The organism is Streptomyces hilarionis, from assembly GCF_024539675.1.
In the GTDB taxonomy this organism is placed as follows: Bacteria; Actinomycetota; Actinomycetes; order Streptomycetales; family Streptomycetaceae; genus Streptomyces; species Streptomyces hilarionis.
Genome location: NZ_JAHHIT010000112.1, coordinates 14,097 through 31,459, shown reverse-complemented (window position 1 = coordinate 31,459; position 17,363 = coordinate 14,097). Strand labels below are relative to the sequence as shown.

Sequence of the window (17,363 nt, the reverse complement as noted above, 5' to 3'; positions counted from 1 at the left end):
GGCGTGGGGGGTTGGGGGATTGCACGGAACCATTTCCTTCCAAGCCGACGGACGGCACGGAAAAACGTCGTCGGAAAGCAGGTGCCTGATTGGTGCGTACCTTTGGCCTGACCAGGCATGTTGACCTGATCGGACCCATCCGTAAGGGGAGGCTCACCTTCGCACACGCTCATCACAGGAAACAAGGAGTTCGAGTGACCCAAGTTCAAAGTGAGAGAATTTCAGATAAGTTACCGTCGGTAGCCGCACCCGTTTTCGAAATTGCCCGGGACTGCCGGGCTCAACTCGCTTACACGGAAAGCCGGATGAGGATCGCAATCTCCGGCTTCCGGCACGCCGCACCGGCACCCCCGCGGTGCCCGTCCCGCGCGCGATCGAAGGGCGCACGCCCTCCCCGTCACCCCCTCGCCATGGGGCGGCCTCCCCGGTCCCGCGCCCCCTTGCTCCGGGGCGGCCTTCCCGGCCCCCAGCCGCTCGGCGCACAGGTGTCTCCCATGTGACTCCCGGGGCACTCCCAGCCGTGTGGGCCAGCATCCTCGGCATGAGCGCCCCCCACCCCGCAACCCGCGTCCGCAAAGCGGTCGTTCCGGCCGCCGGTCTCGGCACCCGCTTCCTGCCCGCCACCAAGGCGACCCCGAAGGAGATGCTTCCGGTCGTCGACAAGCCGGCCATCCAGTACGTCGTCGAGGAGGCGGCCGCCGCCGGCCTGGACGACGTGCTGATGGTGACCGGCCGGCACAAGCGGGCCATCGAGGACCACTTCGACCACGCCTTCGAACTGGAGCAGGCGCTCGCCGCCAAGGGCGACACCGTGCGGCTGGACGCGGTGCGCGATCCGGCCCGGCTCGCGGACATCCACCACATCCGGCAGGGCGACCCGCTCGGCCTCGGCCACGCGGTGCTGTGCGCCCGCAACCACGTGGGCGACCAGCCGTTCGCCGTCCTGCTCGGGGACGACCTGATCGACCCGCGTGAGACGCTGCTGAGCCGGATGCTGGACGTCCGCGACCGGTACGCCCGCAGCGTGGTCGCCCTGATGGAGGTGGAGCCGGAGCAGGTCCACCTCTACGGCTGCGCCGCCGTGGAGCCGTTCGGCGAGGACGGCGTCGTGCGCGTCACCGGGCTCGTGGAGAAGCCCGCGCGCGAGGAGGCGCCGAGCCGGTACGCCGTCATCGGCCGCTATGTCCTCGACCCGGCCGTGTTCGACGTCCTGGAGCGCACCGGGCCGGGCCGTGGCGGCGAGATCCAGCTCACCGACGCCCTTCAGGAACTGGCGGCCGGCGGCGGGGTGCGCGGGGTGGTCTTCTCGGGCCGCCGGTACGACACCGGCGACAAGGCCGACTATCTGCGCACCGTCGTGCGCCTGGCCTGCGACCGGCCCGACCTGGGGCCGGAGTTCGTCGCCTGGCTCAAGGAGTTCGTCGCGGGCCTGGAGGAGGGCGACGCCGAGCGGGAGCGGCCGGCCGCCTGACCGGGTCACGTCGGCGACGGCCGACTCCCCCGGCGCGGAAGAGGGGGCCGGCCGCCCCGAGGCGCGGGCCGGGACGGTGTCAGCCGTCCCCCGGGGAAGTCAGCCGTTGGGGCGCAGGGTCCATGTCACGGTCATCTCGCCGGTGACGGCGCCGTCGGCCCGGCGGATCTCGATGGCGACCGGGAACTCCGGGCGCTCCCCCGCGTCGAGTTGCGCGACGACCTCGGCGGCCGGGCGCCCCAGGGTGGCGGTCGCCGTGACCGCGCCCATCGCCAGCTTCCGGTAGGCGATCTCCGCGCCGACGGCGAGCGGGACGGCCCGGGAGAGCTGGTCCCCGAAGGCCGCGAGGACGATCGCGCCGCTGGCGGACTCGCCGAGCGTGAACATCGCGCCGGCGTGCGGGCCGCCGACGTGGTTGTGGAACGCCCCCTGGTCGGGCAGCGCGACCACGGCCCTCTCCGGGCCGGCCTCGATGAACTCGAGGTTCAGGGTCCTGGCCATGGGCACCGTGGCGGCGAGCATCTCGCCGATGGACATCTGGTCTGCGCTCATGCCGCGATGTTACCTATGAGTAGCTTCAGCTGACCAGCCGATGTGACGCTCGCCGCACGACCACCGCCGTCGACGCGCCACACGCCCTGCCCCCAGCGGACCGGGGAGGCTGCGGGCCGACATCGGAACGCCGCATTCCGGAAGTACCGGGGCACTGTGCGCGGCTCACCCCGGCCCGGCCCCGATTCGGTACGTCCCTGACAAGGGGCGGTGACCCAACCGTGTCCCGGACGGCACTAGTGTTTCTGGCCATGTGGCCAGGACAGCAGCCGCCCGGGGGAGAGCAGAACCCGCAGGCGCAGAACAACCCGTACCAGCAGCCGGGATACCAGCAGCCGAACCCGTATCAGCAACCCGGCTACCAGCAGCAGCCCAACCCCTATGCGACGCAGCCGCAGTGGGGCGCGACCGTGCCCGGCGGCGCGCCCACCCCGCCGCCCGGCGGCAGCGGCGGCAACCGCACCAAACTCGTCGCGATCATCGCGGCCTCGGCCGTCGTCGTGGCCGCCGGAGTCACCGGATTCCTGGTGCTCGGGGGCGACGACGACGAACCGGCTCCCGTGAGCAAGGGCAGTTCCAGCCCCTCGGCGTCCGCCTCCGCGTCGGCGTCCGCGTCGACCGGCACGGACGACAACCCGCGCAGCAGCGAGACGGAGAAGCCGACCGTCGCCGGCTGGAAGGTCGTCGTGAACCCCAAGTGGGGCATCGCCTTCGACGTGCCGGCCGACTGGGAGGTCCAGTCGCCGGGGCTGAGCCAGGGCTTCGAGTGGGAGGACAAGAAGAAGTCCGACGGCTACGACCGGATCCTCCAGGGAGGCACGGCCGAGTACAAGTCGAAGTGGTGCTCGGTGGACTCCGACAAGGACGGCAAGGTCGAGGACACCGCCCTGGCCATGGTCGGCAGCAAGGGCGCGGAGGGCGCCAAGAGCACCGACGAGATCGCCATCAACACGCCCGCGTGGTGGGTCTTCGGCGGTTACACCGAGCCCGACAAGAAGAGCATCACCTTCGACAAGAAGGCCACTCCCTTCACGACGGCCTCCGGCATCAAGGGCAGTTACGCCTGGGCGCAGTCGACGAACACGCCCCAGAAGGGCAAGTGCGACAGCGACGGCAAGGCGATCACCTTCGGTTTCAAGAACTCCAACAGCGACTTCGTGTCCTGGAACCTGTACGGGGCCAAGGGCGTGAAGGACGAGCTGCCGAAGGCCACGATCATGCAGATCCTGAGCACCGTACGACTGCACGGAACGCCGACCCACAACTAGTAGTGCTTCGTCACGTCGGGTGATCTGCGCGGTCCCCGCGCGCCGTGCGGTCCGTGCCGCTCGCGGCGACGGCCGCCGTCACCACGCCGCCCCTGTCACCGCGCTCGCCGCCGTCCTTCCGCTCGCCGCCACCGGCGGCGGTGGAGGGGCGGCGGCCGTGCGTGCGGCCCCACGGCCCCGCCGTCGGTCCGTTCCTCAGCCGATGCCGAACGCGCCCTCGGGCGGTTCCGGCGACGGCACGGCGTCCTCGTCCCGGACCGGGCGGGCGTCGCCGATGAGACGGCGCAGCCCCGGGCCGTGCTCCACCCGGGCCGGGAACGCGTCGGATGCGGTGCGGCGGGCCAGGGCGGGCAGGTCGAGCGGGCGGCGCGCGGCGGCCAGTACCGCGTTGCCGAAGCGGCGCCCGCGCAGCACCCCCGGCTCCGCGACCAGCGCCAGTTCCTCGAACACCTCCGCCAGGTTCGCCAGTTGGGACCTGAGGAAGGCGAACGGGGCCGCGTCGGCCAGGTTCGCCAGATACACCCCGTCGGGGCGCAGGACCCGTGCCGCCTCCCGCGCGTAGGCGAGGGTGGTCACCTGGGCGGGGACCCGGGAACCGCCGAAGACGTCGGCGACGAGGACGTCCGCGCAGGCGTCCGGCGCCGCTTCCAGCCAGGCCCGCGCCTCGGCCGCGTGCCAGGCGACGCCGGCCCCGGGCGGGAGGGGCAGGTGCTCGACGACCAGGTCCAGCAGCGCGCGGTCGAACTCGACGACGTCCTGTCGGGAGCCCGGCCGGGTCGCGGCCACGTAGCGGGGCAGGGTGAGAGCGCCGCCGCCGAGGTGCAGCACGTCCAGGGCGCGGCCCGGCTCGGCGACGACGTCCAGGACGTGCCCGAGCCGGCGCGTGTACTCGAACTCCAGGTGCGTGGGGTCGTCGAGGTCGACGTACGACTGCGGCGCCCCGTCGACCGTCAGCAGCCAGGCCCGGTCCCGGTCGACGTCCGGCATCAGCTTGGCGGTGCCGTGGTCGACGGCTCGGGTGACGGGTACGGGCTCGTCGTTCACCTGTTCATTGTGCCGGGCGGGACGCGCCCCACGGGACGCGGCCCCGCACCGCGCGGGGCCGCGAGCCGGCGCGGGGCCGGACCGTCGCCGGACGCTCCGGCGCCCCGCCGGCCCGGCTCACCGCCCGCGACCCCGCAGGCACCGGTACGGCCCTGCCCGCACCGCCCTACAGGACGGCCGTCACGGTGCCCGCGGCCACGGTCCGCCCGCCCTCGCGGACGGCGAAGCCGAGGCCCGGCTCCAGCGCGACGTCGTGGCCCAGCTCGACGGTCACGGTCACCGTGTCCCCGGGCCGCGCGAGCGGGGTCTCCCCCAGGTCCACGTCCCCGACGACGTCCGCGGTCCGGATGTAGAACTGCGGCCGGTACCCGGTCGAGACCGGTGTCGTACGCCCGCCCTCGCGCGTCGACAGCACGTACACCCGCGCCGTGAACCGCCGCCGCGGCGTCACGCTCCCGGGCGCGGCCACGACCTGTCCGCGGCGGACGGCGTCGCGCGCCACCCCGCGCAGCAACAGCGCCACGTTGTCCCCGGCCTGGGCCTCCGTCATCGGCTTGCCGAACGTCTCCAGGCCCGTGACGACGACGCCGTCCAGACCCGCGCCCAGCACGTCGACCCGGTCGCCCACCCGCACCGTGCCCCGCTCGACCGCACCCGTGACCACGGTCCCCCGGCCGGTGATCGTGAGCACGTTCTCCACGGGCAGCAGGAACGGCGCGTCCAGGTAGCGCTCGGGGACGGGCACGTAGGTGTCCACGGCGTCGAGCAGGGCGTCGACGGCGCGCGTCCAGCGCGGGTCGCCCTCCAGGGCCCGCAGCCCCGACACCCGCACCACGGGCGCGGCGTCGCCGCCGTAGCCGTGCTCGGTGAGCAGGTCGCGGACCTCCAGCTCGACGAGGTCGATGAGCTCCTCGTCGCCCGCGTCGGCCTTGTTGAGCGCGACCACGATGTGGTCCACGCCCACCTGCCGGGCCAGCAGGACGTGTTCGGCGGTCTGCGGCATGATCCCGTCGAGCGCGGAGACGACGAGGATCGCCCCGTCGAGCTGGGCCGCGCCGGTGACCATGTTCTTGACGTACGTGGTCTACTCACCCTTGCATGACTCTATCATCGCAGGTAGGGCCCACAAGAGAGCCCCGCCCACCTGGCCGAAGCCGGCGAACGGGGCTCACACCGTCTCGCCTTCCCTGCGGGGGCAGGTTCAGCACGCGAGACGGGACCTCCTCCGCGTCGAGTGGACGGAGGAGGGTTCAGGGGAGCCCCGCTCACCGAGACGGGGATGAATCGGTGAGCGGGGCCGTTCCTCGTCCTCCGGCGTGATGAGCGGGAGGGAGGACGAGGAGTCAGGACGCGGACGGGGGTCTCGGTAGCGCCAGCCTCACCCGGCACCGAGATTGCTCCCCCGCCGCGCCCACCACGGGCGACGCACGGGCGTCGGCCGTGGGTCTAGGGGGTCGGAGGCGGCTCGACGCTGAAGTTCGTGATGCTGTGTGTCCGGTAGCCGACGTGGTGGGGGTACTTCTGCTGGTGTTCGACGGCCCACTTCACGGGGTCTATCCCGCCGTCGAGCGGGACCATGGTGATGCACCCGGAGCACTGCACGAAGTCGGCCGCCCAGACGTCGCCCAGCTCCTCCACGGTGGACACCCGCGGGAACGGATTGGAAGTCACCGGGCGGCCCCCGCCTTCGGCTTCCCCGCACGCGCGCGGTTCGTCTCCGCGTAGGTCGCCCGCCGTACGTCGTCAGGCCGCGCCGTCCACTCGCGACCTCCCCCTATCGGGCGGAGCCACAGCTCGCCGTTCAGAAAGGCCTGAAACTCGCAGTAGACGTCACGTGTCAGGTCCTTCAGGATCGTCCCCGGCGGGGGCATCTTGTCCATCACGCCGGCCTCCCGTGCTCCGCGTCCTTATGCCGGCTCATCATCACGACGATGTCCGTCGCCCCCGACGGGTCGTGATTCGGGTGACCGGGCGTCGTGGCCCCCACCCATTCGACCTCGAACGCCAGGCACTTTGCGCACCCGGGGAACGGCGCGGGGCGAGAGAACACCAGCGGCCCTGATGTCACGCGAGCCTCCAATAACGCCATCCCGTCACCTCCATGGTTTCGACGGCTCCTGAACCGAAGCTATGGGGGGAGGCGAGCGGGATTCCACGAAGTTCTATGAGGTTCTACGCTTCTTCATTCCAGGGAGGCAATCGCCGTCGAGATGCGTGACCGGGCGTCAGCTCCGTAGACCGCCAGTGCCGTCATTTCATCGAACGCGTGGGCATACTGCGCGATCTCTCCGGGCGTCGTCACGGTGACAGCCGCCGTCAGTAGCTCGACGTGCACGCGCTCCTCGTCGAACACAGTGAACGTCTCCAGCGCCCACATTCCACGGGGCCGGCCCGCGGGGATGATGCCGACCGACACGGCGGGGAGTGCCATCACTGAGAGCAGATAGCCCAGTTGGCCGGCGGTCGTGGCAGCGTCGCCGACGACGTGGCGGAGGACGCTCTCCTCCAGGACGACGGCGAACCGGTGGTCGCCCTCCCGGATGATGTGGGATCGCTCGACGCGAGCGGCGGCAGCGTCCTCGACGTCGTCCGGCGTCCCGTGCACGCGCGCGATGTCCCGCAGGAGCGCGGCAGCGTACTCGTAGGTCTGAAGGAAGCCGGGGATCACGGTGGAGCTGTAGACGCGGAACGTCCGAGTGCGCTCGTAGAGCGGGACATAGGACTCTTGCAGGCGACGCAGCCCACTTCGAGTGCGACGTCGCCACTCGACATACATCGACTCCGCCGTGCGGTTCGCGGCGAGGAGATCAGGGATCCGGTCCTGAGCGTCGCAGGCGCGGCACCATGCGCGAATGTCCTCGTCGGACGGGGGCGTCGTGGCGCTCTGCAAGCGCGACACCTTCGACGGGAGCCACCCTGCGCGTGCAGCCACCTCCCGGCCCGTCAGCCCAGCGTCCCGCCGGATCTCCCGGAGTTGCTCCGCGAGTGCCCGGCGGGCGGCGTCGAGGCTCGACGAGGGATAGGAAGGTGGCTGCATGGTCGCGCTGTACTCAGATCCTGTAGTCCGCGTGCGGGATCGCTCGCTCCCAAACGGCCTCGAACGCCTCCGCATGACGCTTCACGACGTCGGCAGCATCCTCCATGACGTCGGCGACGAACCGCCCGTCACCTGAGAACAGACTGAAGCGGATGAGCCGGTCATCGAAGATCCACAGATCGTTGCCGGGGAGGAGCACGTCAGACGCCAGGCGTCGCGGTAGCCACCGGACGTCTTCGCCGGCCGAGACGTTCTGCGGTGTGCACGAGTGCTCGTAGCGGATGTAGTCGCTCACAGGCTCCGACACCACCCGGGCGCGGCGCATGACGACGCCACGCGCTACGGCGTCCCGAACGGTGCCGTGGAACGGGCTCCACCACGTCGCACGGTCGTCGAGGTCGTACCGACGTCCCGCACGCCAGGCCGCGAAGTCCTCGTCTTCCTCGACGACTCCGTAGACGTCGCGGGTCTCCAGATGGACCGCGGAACGCTGGCAGGCGGCGAGTAGCTCAGCGAACGGCGGAACCGTCTGCGGCATCGAGCGCCTCCCTGATCTGCTGCGCCATGCGGGCGGGCAGTCGGACGACTGCCTCCGTGTCGGGGATAGACCCCGTCTTCAAGCATTCTGCCTGGAGCTCGTCGTCCGCCTTCCACCCCTGGAACACGAGCTCTTGCTTTTCCTCGTCGAGCCACACCGTAGGGCAGTGGTCGCCGTTGGTTTCCGGGTCCTTACCGAACGAGCGTAGGGGCATCGGGTCCTCCGTCGTCACGTGAGTTGCGCAATGTTCTACGACCATCACGCCCACGGGGCAGGAGCGTCAAGAGCGCCTCACACGGGGAACCCCAGAGCGCGCATCCTCCGCCGGTAGGCCTTGCCGTGCTCGCCGTCGCAGAACTGACGGATGCGGCCCGGTCCCTCCTTCTGCTCCAGGGCCGCCCCACAGTGCAGGCAGCCGGCCGTGCACTGCGACTTGATCGGCTTCGTGTAGTCCATCTGAGCTCCTCCGAAAGTGGGCCCCGCACCCATGACGGGCGCGGGGCGTAGCAAGGGCCGACGCCATGGCGGCATCGGCCCGGGGTGTTCGTGTCGTGTGCGTCAGACGTTCCGGCCGTAGGTGAGGGCCGTGGCGCTCTGCTGGTCGTACATCTCGATGCGCTTGTCCACGTGTCCCGTGAGCTCCTGGCCGTCGAGCGTCGTGGAGACGTAGACGTTGATCCCGTCAGCGTCGAGCCCGCGTCGCTGGGAGGCAGCGCGGATGTCCGCGAATTGCTGGCCAGTGAAGACTGGTTCAGGGCCGCCCGTCCCGTTGGCGATCAGGGAGAGGCCCTGCGGGAGGAGTCCGCCGTTGTCGAACCACATAGGCTCGACTCGTCCGCCGGCTGCGTAGCCCTGCGGCGGGCGGTTCCCGTTCGCCTGCTGGACGTTCGTGATGTTGCCGTAGCGCGACACGATGTAGCGGATCGATGCCGCCACGTTGCCCACGGGGTCGAGGATTCCCCGGCCGCGCAGTGCACTCGGGACGTAGGCACTCCAGGTTCCGGGAATCGTCTGCGTGAGGCCCTGCGACGGATGACCCGCGGCAGCGTTGCTGTCCCACAGGTTGATCGCCGATGGGTTCCAGCCGCTCTCGCGCGTGATCAGCGTGTTCATGCCGGCGAGCCACTGGGGGATGGTGCCCGGCGGGGGAACGCCCGCGGCTGCAAGCGCCTGACTGATGATGGCTCGTCGCTGCCCCGTCGGGATCGTGCCCCCGATGTTGGCGCTTCCTCCGCCCCCGCCTCCCGTGAAGGAGACGGCATCGATGATCTTGTCCTTCAGGCCACCGATCATCTTGAACGGGAGTTTCGCGAGTGCCTTGCCCATGTCGGCTACGCCGAGCTTCTCCGTGAAGTTCTTGATGATCGGCTTCATGAGCCGGTCCCAGATCTTCGACGGATTGGAGGCGAGATCCGCGGCCGTCTTCGCCCAGTCGACGCCCTTGGAGACCGCGCCGCCTACCTTGTCCTTCGTCCAGTCCCACGCTCCGCCGAGAGCGCCGACGATGCCGCCGTCCTTGAAGCGCGGGATTTCTCCCGTCGCGTTCATGTAGGCGAGGTTTTCGAACCCGATCTTTCGGGCGCTGGAGCGCTTGACGACGAACTCGTCCGCCATCAGGAGTGCGGGGATACTGTCGACGCCCGGAGTTCCTCCGCTCGTCCGCCCGCCTTCGGCGAGGAGCTTAGGAGCGGCGGGGAGTTTACCGAGTCCGACGAAGTCGGCCACCTTGTCCCAGACGGCCTTGATGCCCTTCGTGTATACCCACTCGATCACGAAGTTCACGGGCTTTTTGGTGATATCGATTAGGCCTCCCCAGGCCTTAGCGATACCGTCCTTCGCGCTTTCGAAGGCACTGGCCACCAGTGCGACGCCAGACTTCAGCTTACTGAAAGCCGGAGCCATCACCTTATCGTTCAGCCAACTGGTTTTGCTGCCAATCCAGTCGAACGAGGGCTTTATCGCGTGGTCGTAGAGCCAGACGAATCCGCTTCCCACGTACTTGAGCCCCTCCCAGATGAACCGGAAGATGGGTGACAGGATCTTGGACCACAGCCACGTCGCTAGCGTCGCAATCCCCTGGAGGGAAGGCTGAAATCCGTCCCTCCACAGCCACAGGGCAACCACTCCGAGACCCTGCAACGCAATCCAGATGGGCGCGATGATCGCCGTCACGAGGACCGCCAGGAAGACACGGGCGACGAGCCAAATCCCCTGGAAGGCGGGGAGGATGTAGTCCTTCCAGAGCTGCACGGCGACGTCGCCAGCGACCTTCAGTGCGCCTATGAACCCGTCAACGCCATTGCGGAACCACGTGAATCGGTCGTAGGCGTACACGACGGCCGCAGCCAGGCCGATGATGGCCACGATAACGAGCGTGATCGGATTCGCGCCCATGACCAGATTCAGGATCTTCGTAGCGACGATGATTGCCCAGATTCCCTGAACGAGGTGCGGCGCGCGTTCCGCCAGATTCGCTATCCCCCGCGCCATCCGCGTGAAGAAGTCGAGTAGCGGCCCCGAGATCGGTGAAAGTGCGGTCCCGATATCCAACAGCGCGTCAACTACTGCGCCTAGGAGAGCGGCTAGCTTCGGGCCGTGTTCAGCGCTGTACGCGAGGAGTTTCTCAAAGGCTGGTGACCCCTTGAGTTTGGTTCCCCAGTTGGCGAACCGACCTGTCACCTTAACCATTCTGTCGGCGATGGAATCCATGTGCGGGAGGAAGGCGTCGACGATGCCGGCCATACCCTTGAGGACGTTCCCGAAGGCCTTACCGAGACCCACGACGGCAGGCTTGGCACTGCCTTCGATGTCCCGCTTGAACCCCCGCCAGAACGGTGACCTGAGTTCCTGAGAGGCAGCGTCCTGGAGCTCCTTGACGCCGGATGCCGTCTCGCGGACGAGGGGCGTCAGACCTGGCAATGCGCGCTTCGCTCCGTCGACGGCGCGAGTGAATAGCGGAAGGACGTCAGGCTGAAGATCCTTCGACCAGCCGGCGAACGCCTGCTTCAGTCCCGTCGGGCCGGCCAAAGCGTCGTACAGGTCGCGTTGTTCCGGCGTCAGTTTGGCGAGCGCCTTGCGGTACGCGTCCGTTGCACTGGCGCTCTTGACGGTGGTGTCCACGCCGGAAAGGCGAGCCGACTGGAGGCCGCGCTCCGCGGCGGCAATCGCCTCCGCGCCCTGCACCTGTGCGTCGCGCACCTTCGCCTGCGCGAGAGCGACGGCGCGGGACTGGTCGGCGACCTTGCGCTGAGCGTCGGCAACGCGGTCCGTGGCGTCCTGGACGGCCTTGCTGCCCTCGACGCCCGCCTTGTTGGCGTCGGCGACGGTGCGCTTCAGCTCACGGTTCTTCGCCTTCTGCTTATCCGCGCTGCGGAGGGCCTCGTCGAGGGAGAGCCTCGCGCGCTCGCGTTCAAGGGCCGTCGCTTTGGGATCCGCGATAGTCGCTGCAAGGTCGGCCCGCGCTTCCTTGACACGGAGCGTTGCCTCGCGCTCGTCGAGCATGCCGTCAAGGAGGCTGTCGTTCAGATCCTTGAGTTGCTGCGTGGCGTCCTTTCGCGCCTGCGTCAGGTCCGTCTCCGCCTGGCGCGCGGAGCGCTTCGCGTCGGAGAGGCTCCGCTCCGCGTCCTGAACCGCGCGGTTCGCTGCGGAAATCTGCTGCGCGGAGTTGCGGTGCGCGGAGCTCAGAGAGGCCTGTGCGCTGGCCATCTGAAGTGCGGACTGTGCCGCCTTGACGCCGGCTCCGGCTGAGCGGTCCGTCGCGCTCGCCGACTCTTTCTCCGCGGCTGACTTCGCTTGAATTGCTGCCGTGACACCCTTGATTGCGGGAATGGCGGCAGCCGCGAGCGCTCCGACTCCTGCGCCGGCCGCGACGACGGCGGAGGTAATGGCACCGATTCCCGCGGCAGCGACGGGGATTACGGGAATGGCAGCGACACCTAGGAGGAGCGCGCCAAGCTGAATCAGTTCACGCTTCGCATTGGCGGTGTCTGCGTGAACCTTCACGTGCACATCGTCGCCGTCGAGCGAATTTATCGCCCGCTGCATCTCTTCGATTTCCGCACGGGCTGTTGCGATGTCCGCCCGGATTTGGATGTTAGGGCTGCGCGAACCCAATTCGGCGAGCTGTGCGTCAATCTCGTCGAGCTCAGCGACGGCCGTTGCGGCGTCGATTTCGACGCCAACACGCTTGTTTGCGAGTTGTTCCATACGCGCTCGCACGCGCGCCAAATCGGCGTCAAACCCCGTCGTCGACAAACGCACGTCGGGGCGTGGCAACGACCTGAACGCCACCTCCAAACGCCGTTTGAACGAGCGGGCGAAGCTACCGGCGTTATCGTCGCCCTGACGGGTTGCAGCGACGCGGGCCGTCCTGCCGCCTGATGTGATCGCGTCGGGGATAGCTGCCGTGATGTGTCGTGAGAGCGCCTCGCCGATGCGCCGTCCTGCCTCCTCACCGACCCTGTCAGCCGACGGGAGGACGATGGCCTTCAGCCTGTTGTGGAACTGCGGCGCAATCGGTACGACGTCAACGGCCGCTGTACCGACAATGTCCAGGTCACCGGCCATAGAGCGACTCCAGCAACGGGCCAACTTCAAACGGCTGAACACGCTCGTTTAGTAGGCGTTCGAGGGCGTTTAGGTGCTGCAACGCAGCCGCAACGTCACGGGACGGTGCTGCGTTTTCGATGGCCCGACGGAACCATTCGAAGTCGGCACAGGAATCGCCACAGTAAACGGTCGGCATCGGTGTTTCGCCGATCATCACAAGCTCAACGTGGAAAGTGCAGCCATCGCGCGCGCAGGTGTTTTCGTCAGTCATGAGATCTCGTTTCGGACATACGGAAGCCCCGCAATGCGTCCATTGCGGGGCTTAGAGAGATGTGGCAACGTCGAGGAAGGCGCTATTCGCGAGACGTGAAGATTCCAGAAACACGCGCGAACTGCGTGGTGCGGGCGTCGAGGAGTTTCGCCAGGCGGAGGAGTTCTGCGGCCTCCTCGCCGTCACTCTCGCGCAGCGCCTTACGCGCGCGAATCATGTAGACGCTGCACTCAGCGCTGCAATGCTTGGAAAGCCTGGCACTGCCCTTCGGGCCCGTCCGCATGAATCGCGTGAAGGGGCACCCGGGCCGCTTACAGACCGGGGCGTCTCTGTGGATCACAGCTCCTCCAGAAATGGGAAGAGCCCCGGGGACGTCTTCTCCGGGGCCCTGTAACGGCTACATGTGCTCTGACCTGCACCGATGTCACACTTCCTATGTCGAAGCCCTCAGCGCCCGCCTGCCTATTTGGGGGTCTCCGACACCCCGGGCAAGGACCGAACGGCGCTCTGAGGGGCCTCCAGGGCCCCCTAGGTCGACCTCTAACCGGTTGTCAGACCGCGCCGCCTAGCACTTCTTCGGTCTTCAGAGATCAAGATCGGGGGTCACCTCCCTGGCATCGTCGCAGGTCAGAGGCTTATGCGCGGTCGCTCAGCGTCGGCCGACCCGCGGGGCCGCACGCGGCCGACTCACTCAGGCCGACCCGCGCGGCGTGGGCACGACGTGCCTCCTGCCAGCGTCGCCACGCGCGTATGACGAGCGGTGAGCTCATCCCTCGCTGCTCCACGTCGACGGCCTCTGTACCACTCAGCCAGTCCCACACGACGCACGGCGTGCGTAGCTCCGGTGGACACGTGGCGTCGCCTGTGCGTGGCTCCTGTGCTGCTGCCTGACGGGCAAGCATGGCTTGCGTGCGGGCACTCACGCCGCACCACCGGGCAGTGCGTGCAGTTCGCCCGTGCTGATGTTGACGGGTTCCATCTGCCAGCCCAAGGTACGCAGGCCGGCGGGGCTCAAGCCGAGTTGCTCCGCCAGGTGTCGAGCTTCCTGCGCAAGTCCGGCTGTTGCGTTCCCGCGAAGTGACTGACAGACGATCTGCACGTACATCGAGACGAGCGGGACGTACGCGTCATGCCACTGCGTGGCCTGCGGACTGGCCCACAGCTCATCCCACATGGCGCGCTCTGCCTCGTTCCACGCGCGCCCTGCCGGCATCTCAGGCACAGGCAAGTCGCAGCCTGACAGGGGGAGAACGACGAGGCCGGCGCGTGGCTGTCTCCCGCCCTCCCTGTTGGCGCGGCTGTAGGGCCGCGTGGGGTCACGTCGTGGGCCCGGGGCAACCATGGTGCCTCCCGTCAGCCCTGACCGACGGCGGTCACATGGTCTGTCCGGATCGTCGTGTCCTTACCCGAAGCCGTGACCGTGAGGATGTTGGGGTAAGCCGTTCCGCCGTACCGGGCCACGGTCGCGTAGGCGAGCGTGCCCGTTACCGTCTGACCCCCGATCAGGCTGACGACCACGGCCGTCCCGTTCAGCGCCGCCGCGCGGTTCTTGATCTCCTGCTCGTGGAGCGTGTCGTCGTAGCTCATCTGCTGTTACCGGCCATTCATTTCGTAGGTGCGGGTCGCGAACGGGTTTTGCCCGTATGTCGGTGCCTGGCGATGTTCGCCGTGCGGGGTGCCGTGCCGTTCTCGGTAGAGCTCCGCGCCGGCCGCGAGCCCGGTGGGGGTGCCGACCTCAGGCCCCTGGTTACCGCCGGAGCGTGGAGCGGAGGCCGGAGCGCTCGTGACGCCGAGCTCCGCGGCGAGCGTTGTAGCGTCGGCCGTCAGCTCTTCGGGGGTCGTCCCCTGAAGTCGTGCCGACTGCTCGACGGTGAGCCCTGCCGCCATCCCCGCGCGGAGGCGGGCGAGTTCGAGCTCAGCAGGGTGGGGCGTCTCGGGAGTGGTTTCCATGGGTTAGTCCTCAAAGTGTTCGAGGGTGGTCGCCTCGCGGTCGCGTGCGACCGTGGTGGGCTTGGGCGGGGCCGGGCGGGGCCGGGACTCGTCGAGGTTCGGAGTCTTGGAGTGCGGCGGGATCCTCGACGGCACCGGGGCGGGAGCCGGAGTCACGGTCGGGGTGTAGTCGCGGACAGGGCCGTCAGCACCCGCCATGACGTCGACGAGGTCACCCGCAAGGGCGTCGTTCTGGAGATCCTCGAACGACGTGGGCACGTGCGCCGTGCCCGCTCGTGCGAGCCAGAGAAGCGCCGATTCGGAGTACTGCCCGGAGCTCGTCGCCTGACGGACGAACGCGGGAACGCCGTCGAGGGAGCCGCGGACTTCGCCGTATCCCTCGCTGCGCCAGGTACGCACCTTGCGTCGCTCCTCGTTGAACCCGCCGACAGCGTCCCCCGGACGCAGACGCGGAAGGAGTAGCCCCCACTGCGCCGCACGGATGTTCGTGAGGTCTACGACGAGACCCTGAAGGCGTCCCCACGCCGCTACGACGTCGCCTCCGGCCTTGATGGCGTCGTCTGCCGACCGGACTTCACCGAGGATCTCCGCGGCCGTCCTGGCGTCGCTGAGGACTTCCTCCAGGCGCGTCCCCAGGTACGCCAGGGCATCCACTGAGTAGGCCTCACGGGTGTCGTACGCCAGGAGTTCCGTAGAGTCCTTAGCGCGCGACCGCGCCAGGCGCTCCGCCTCCCACACACACGCTTCGGCATGGACCTTCGCAGCCTCCTTGCCGATGTTCGCCGGCCACACACCGTCAGCCTGGAAGGCGCGCACAGCAACGTCGATGACGTTGTTCCGGGCGACGTCAGGAGCGACGCCGGCGGGATGGTCGCGCAGTCGCTTCTTCGCGTCGGCGAGGAGCTTCTCCGTCCGCTCGATTTCGGGGACGTGCGCGAGCGCTGCGTCGAGTTCGGGATTGGTCATGGTCACCTCTCGTGGGTTACAGAAAAGGCGACTGAGCCGAGTTGGTCAGTCGCCTGATGGCTGGACGTTGGCCGCCACTGCGGAGAGTTCCTCAGCAACTCCGTGCGGGCCGCCCGTCGTTGGTTCACGCGGTCGCGCTGCGGTTGCGGGTTGGCGCAGTACAGCCGTCGCTTCTCCGCGTTTACGCAGGAGCGGCAGACGCGCCGTAGTCCGTCCGAGCACGACGGGTCCGTGTGAAAGTGCGTCACGGTGCGGGGCAGAGCCCGCCCGCAGGATCGGCACGGCATCGCTGCCGGCGTCAATACGTCGTTGCTTCGCATCGTGGCTCCGCTGTTAGTCAGTTCTCCCTGATTCGGGCAAAAAGAAAGCGCGGCCCGCAGGCCACGCATAGTGATCGTTTTTGAGGTCCGGCGACGGAGCGCAGAGACGTGGAGCGGCCGAAGGAGGAGAGGATTCGGTGCTCAACAGGTCGGCTCGACGTCGCCGGACCATGCGCCGCTACGAGAGGGGAGCGGCGCAGCTTTGACGCGACGAGGAGAGGGGCCCCATGCAGAGCCCCCCTCCATTCCTAATACAAACCCGAACGTCAGGCTGCCTCGCCGGCGCGCAGTCGGCGCATGCGGTCCCTGGCGCGGTCGCGGGCCCACGCCGCGGAGCACAGATCCCCGCACAGCGTCGCCCACCGACGGCGCTGCGACACGGGGCGTCGCTGCTCGAACGGCTGCGAGCACTGCGCGCAGAGGCCGCGCCACACCTTCGACAAGCCCTCGACAGCGACGACCCCGCCCGCGGACTCATACGTCATGCTGGACGTCGCCTGCGCCTTACGGGCCGCATACGCCTCCGCGATCGCAGGGTCTACGGTGACGATCACCTCGCCCACATCGGGCCCTACAACGTCGAGCTCCCTCCCGGACGGCCGTCGACGCTGTGGGCGCTCCTCGTCGACCTCTGAGGCGTCGTGCCAGTTCTCCCAGGCGCGCTGTGCGTACTCCTCGTCGGTCATGCCGTCGCAGAGCGGGTCGTGCGAGGAGAGCCCCCGCCAGTGGGTGCGTGACGGCGAGACGTATGCCCCGCCTTCCTCCAACTCCAGTCCCAGGTACCGAAGCTCCTCCAGCTCCGCTGTGGTGCGCGTCCGCCGGCGGGCCGTGGTGCCGCACTCGTCCTCGTGCATGGTGTCCCCATTCGTCGAGTAAGCCGAACCGTTCGGCTTACTACTGGGGTTGTGTCGTAATCAGCGCCGGATGTGACGCGCCGTGAGGGCGGGATCTCCGTGACTTTAAGTGACGGGAGGCAGGTGCGTTACACGACGCCCGCGCGACGTGCGCGAACGCCATGAGCGCCCCTGTGGCGGGCCAGCGCGCGCCCAGGCGAGGAAAGACATGTCGCGACCCCTGAAAGGTCGACAGGCGGTCGCACAGGCCCCTCCGCGACCCTCCTCCGCCTCCCACCGTCGACCAGCCCCCGCCACGGCGGGTTTTCGAGCGCTGGTCAGACTCTGGACGGATTGGCCAGACTGACCGTCAATCTCAAAACTTCTTAACACGCGTTAGAGAAAGTTGGAGAAGGGGGTTAGTTCGACACTTTGGCCTCGAAAATGGCCACCCCATGAGCGGAGGGTGACGTGAGGGCGGAAAGTCGTCACGTTACGCAGTCGCCTACTCGTTGCACCATGCACGCAACTCCGTGCAGGCACCGTGCGCCGACGTCGACGAGCG

General features: G+C 68.5%; 16 protein-coding genes and 1 pseudogene. 2 read left to right on the top strand and 15 right to left on the bottom strand.

Annotation, left to right across the window (positions count from 1 at the left end):
- The first annotated feature begins 541 nt into the window (after positions 1–541).
- A complete protein-coding gene (gene galU, locus KMS84_RS25855; protein WP_256918847.1) occupies positions 542–1,471 on the top strand; it encodes a UTP--glucose-1-phosphate uridylyltransferase GalU in 930 nt (309 codons plus the stop codon).
- Between the two features lie 99 nt (positions 1,472–1,570).
- Here galU and KMS84_RS25850 read toward each other — a convergent pair whose 3' ends face one another.
- Positions 1,571–2,008, bottom strand: coding sequence for a DUF4442 domain-containing protein (locus KMS84_RS25850; RefSeq protein WP_256918851.1), 438 nt, complete (start codon positions 2,006–2,008; stop codon positions 1,571–1,573).
- 266 nt (positions 2,009–2,274) lie between these two features.
- Here KMS84_RS25850 and KMS84_RS25845 point away from each other — a divergent pair, with 266 nt between their 5' ends.
- Entirely contained in the window at positions 2,275–3,291 is a 1,017-nt protein-coding gene (locus KMS84_RS25845; RefSeq protein ID WP_256918846.1) for a DUF8017 domain-containing protein, read from the top strand.
- Positions 3,292–3,486: 195 nt separating this feature from the next.
- Here KMS84_RS25845 and KMS84_RS25840 read toward each other — a convergent pair whose 3' ends face one another.
- From KMS84_RS25840 to KMS84_RS25775, 14 genes and pseudogenes are all read right to left on the bottom strand, one after another.
- The gene (locus KMS84_RS25840) at positions 3,487–4,278 is read right to left on the bottom strand and encodes a spermidine synthase (RefSeq protein ID WP_256918850.1); all 792 of its coding nucleotides are present in this window, start codon (positions 4,276–4,278) and stop codon (positions 3,487–3,489) included.
- Positions 4,279–4,501: 223 nt separating this feature from the next.
- Positions 4,502–5,413, bottom strand: a pseudogene (locus KMS84_RS25835) (elongation factor Tu); the annotation flags it as partial.
- Positions 5,414–5,781: 368 nt separating this feature from the next.
- Complete coding sequence (locus KMS84_RS25830) at positions 5,782–6,006, bottom strand: hypothetical protein (RefSeq protein WP_256918845.1); 225 nt, start codon at positions 6,004–6,006, stop codon at positions 5,782–5,784.
- A 511-nt stretch (positions 6,007–6,517) separates the two neighbouring features.
- Positions 6,518–7,372 carry a helix-turn-helix domain-containing protein gene (locus KMS84_RS25825; protein WP_256918844.1) on the bottom strand — a complete coding sequence of 285 codons (855 nt, stop codon included), beginning with the start codon at positions 7,370–7,372 and terminating at the stop codon, positions 6,518–6,520.
- A 13-nt stretch (positions 7,373–7,385) separates the two neighbouring features.
- Positions 7,386–7,910, bottom strand: a complete 525-nt coding sequence (locus KMS84_RS25820; protein ID WP_256918843.1) for a DUF6879 family protein — start codon at positions 7,908–7,910, stop codon at positions 7,386–7,388.
- Positions 7,882–8,124: a hypothetical protein gene (locus KMS84_RS25815; RefSeq protein ID WP_256918849.1), complete on the bottom strand. Its 243-nt coding sequence runs from the start codon at positions 8,122–8,124 to the stop codon at positions 7,882–7,884. The genes KMS84_RS25820 and KMS84_RS25815 overlap by 29 nt, the downstream gene beginning before the upstream one ends.
- Positions 8,125–8,201: 77 nt before the next feature.
- The gene (locus tag KMS84_RS25810; RefSeq protein ID WP_256918842.1) at positions 8,202–8,366 is read right to left on the bottom strand and encodes a hypothetical protein; all 165 of its coding nucleotides are present in this window, start codon (positions 8,364–8,366) and stop codon (positions 8,202–8,204) included.
- Between the two features lie 102 nt (positions 8,367–8,468).
- Positions 8,469–12,476, bottom strand: coding sequence for a transglycosylase SLT domain-containing protein (locus KMS84_RS25805; RefSeq protein ID WP_256918841.1), 4,008 nt, complete (start codon positions 12,474–12,476; stop codon positions 8,469–8,471).
- On the bottom strand, positions 12,466–12,729 hold the full coding sequence (locus KMS84_RS25800; RefSeq protein ID WP_256918840.1) for a hypothetical protein: 264 nt from the start codon (positions 12,727–12,729) through the stop codon (positions 12,466–12,468). Before KMS84_RS25800 ends, KMS84_RS25805 begins: the two co-directional genes overlap by 11 nt.
- Before the next feature lie 919 nt (positions 12,730–13,648).
- A complete protein-coding gene (locus KMS84_RS25795; RefSeq protein WP_498066952.1) occupies positions 13,649–14,071 on the bottom strand; it encodes a phage terminase small subunit in 423 nt (140 codons plus the stop codon).
- A gap of 11 nt (positions 14,072–14,082) precedes the next feature.
- A complete protein-coding gene (locus tag KMS84_RS25790; RefSeq protein ID WP_256918839.1) occupies positions 14,083–14,316 on the bottom strand; it encodes a hypothetical protein in 234 nt (77 codons plus the stop codon).
- Positions 14,317–14,322: 6 nt separating this feature from the next.
- Positions 14,323–14,679 carry a hypothetical protein gene (locus tag KMS84_RS25785; protein WP_256918838.1) on the bottom strand — a complete coding sequence of 119 codons (357 nt, stop codon included), beginning with the start codon at positions 14,677–14,679 and terminating at the stop codon, positions 14,323–14,325.
- A 3-nt stretch (positions 14,680–14,682) separates the two neighbouring features.
- The gene (locus tag KMS84_RS25780; protein ID WP_256918837.1) at positions 14,683–15,645 is read right to left on the bottom strand and encodes a hypothetical protein; all 963 of its coding nucleotides are present in this window, start codon (positions 15,643–15,645) and stop codon (positions 14,683–14,685) included.
- 586 nt (positions 15,646–16,231) lie between these two features.
- Entirely contained in the window at positions 16,232–16,819 is a 588-nt protein-coding gene (locus tag KMS84_RS25775) for a hypothetical protein (protein ID WP_256918836.1), read from the bottom strand.
- Positions 16,820–17,363: the final 544 nt, after the last annotated feature.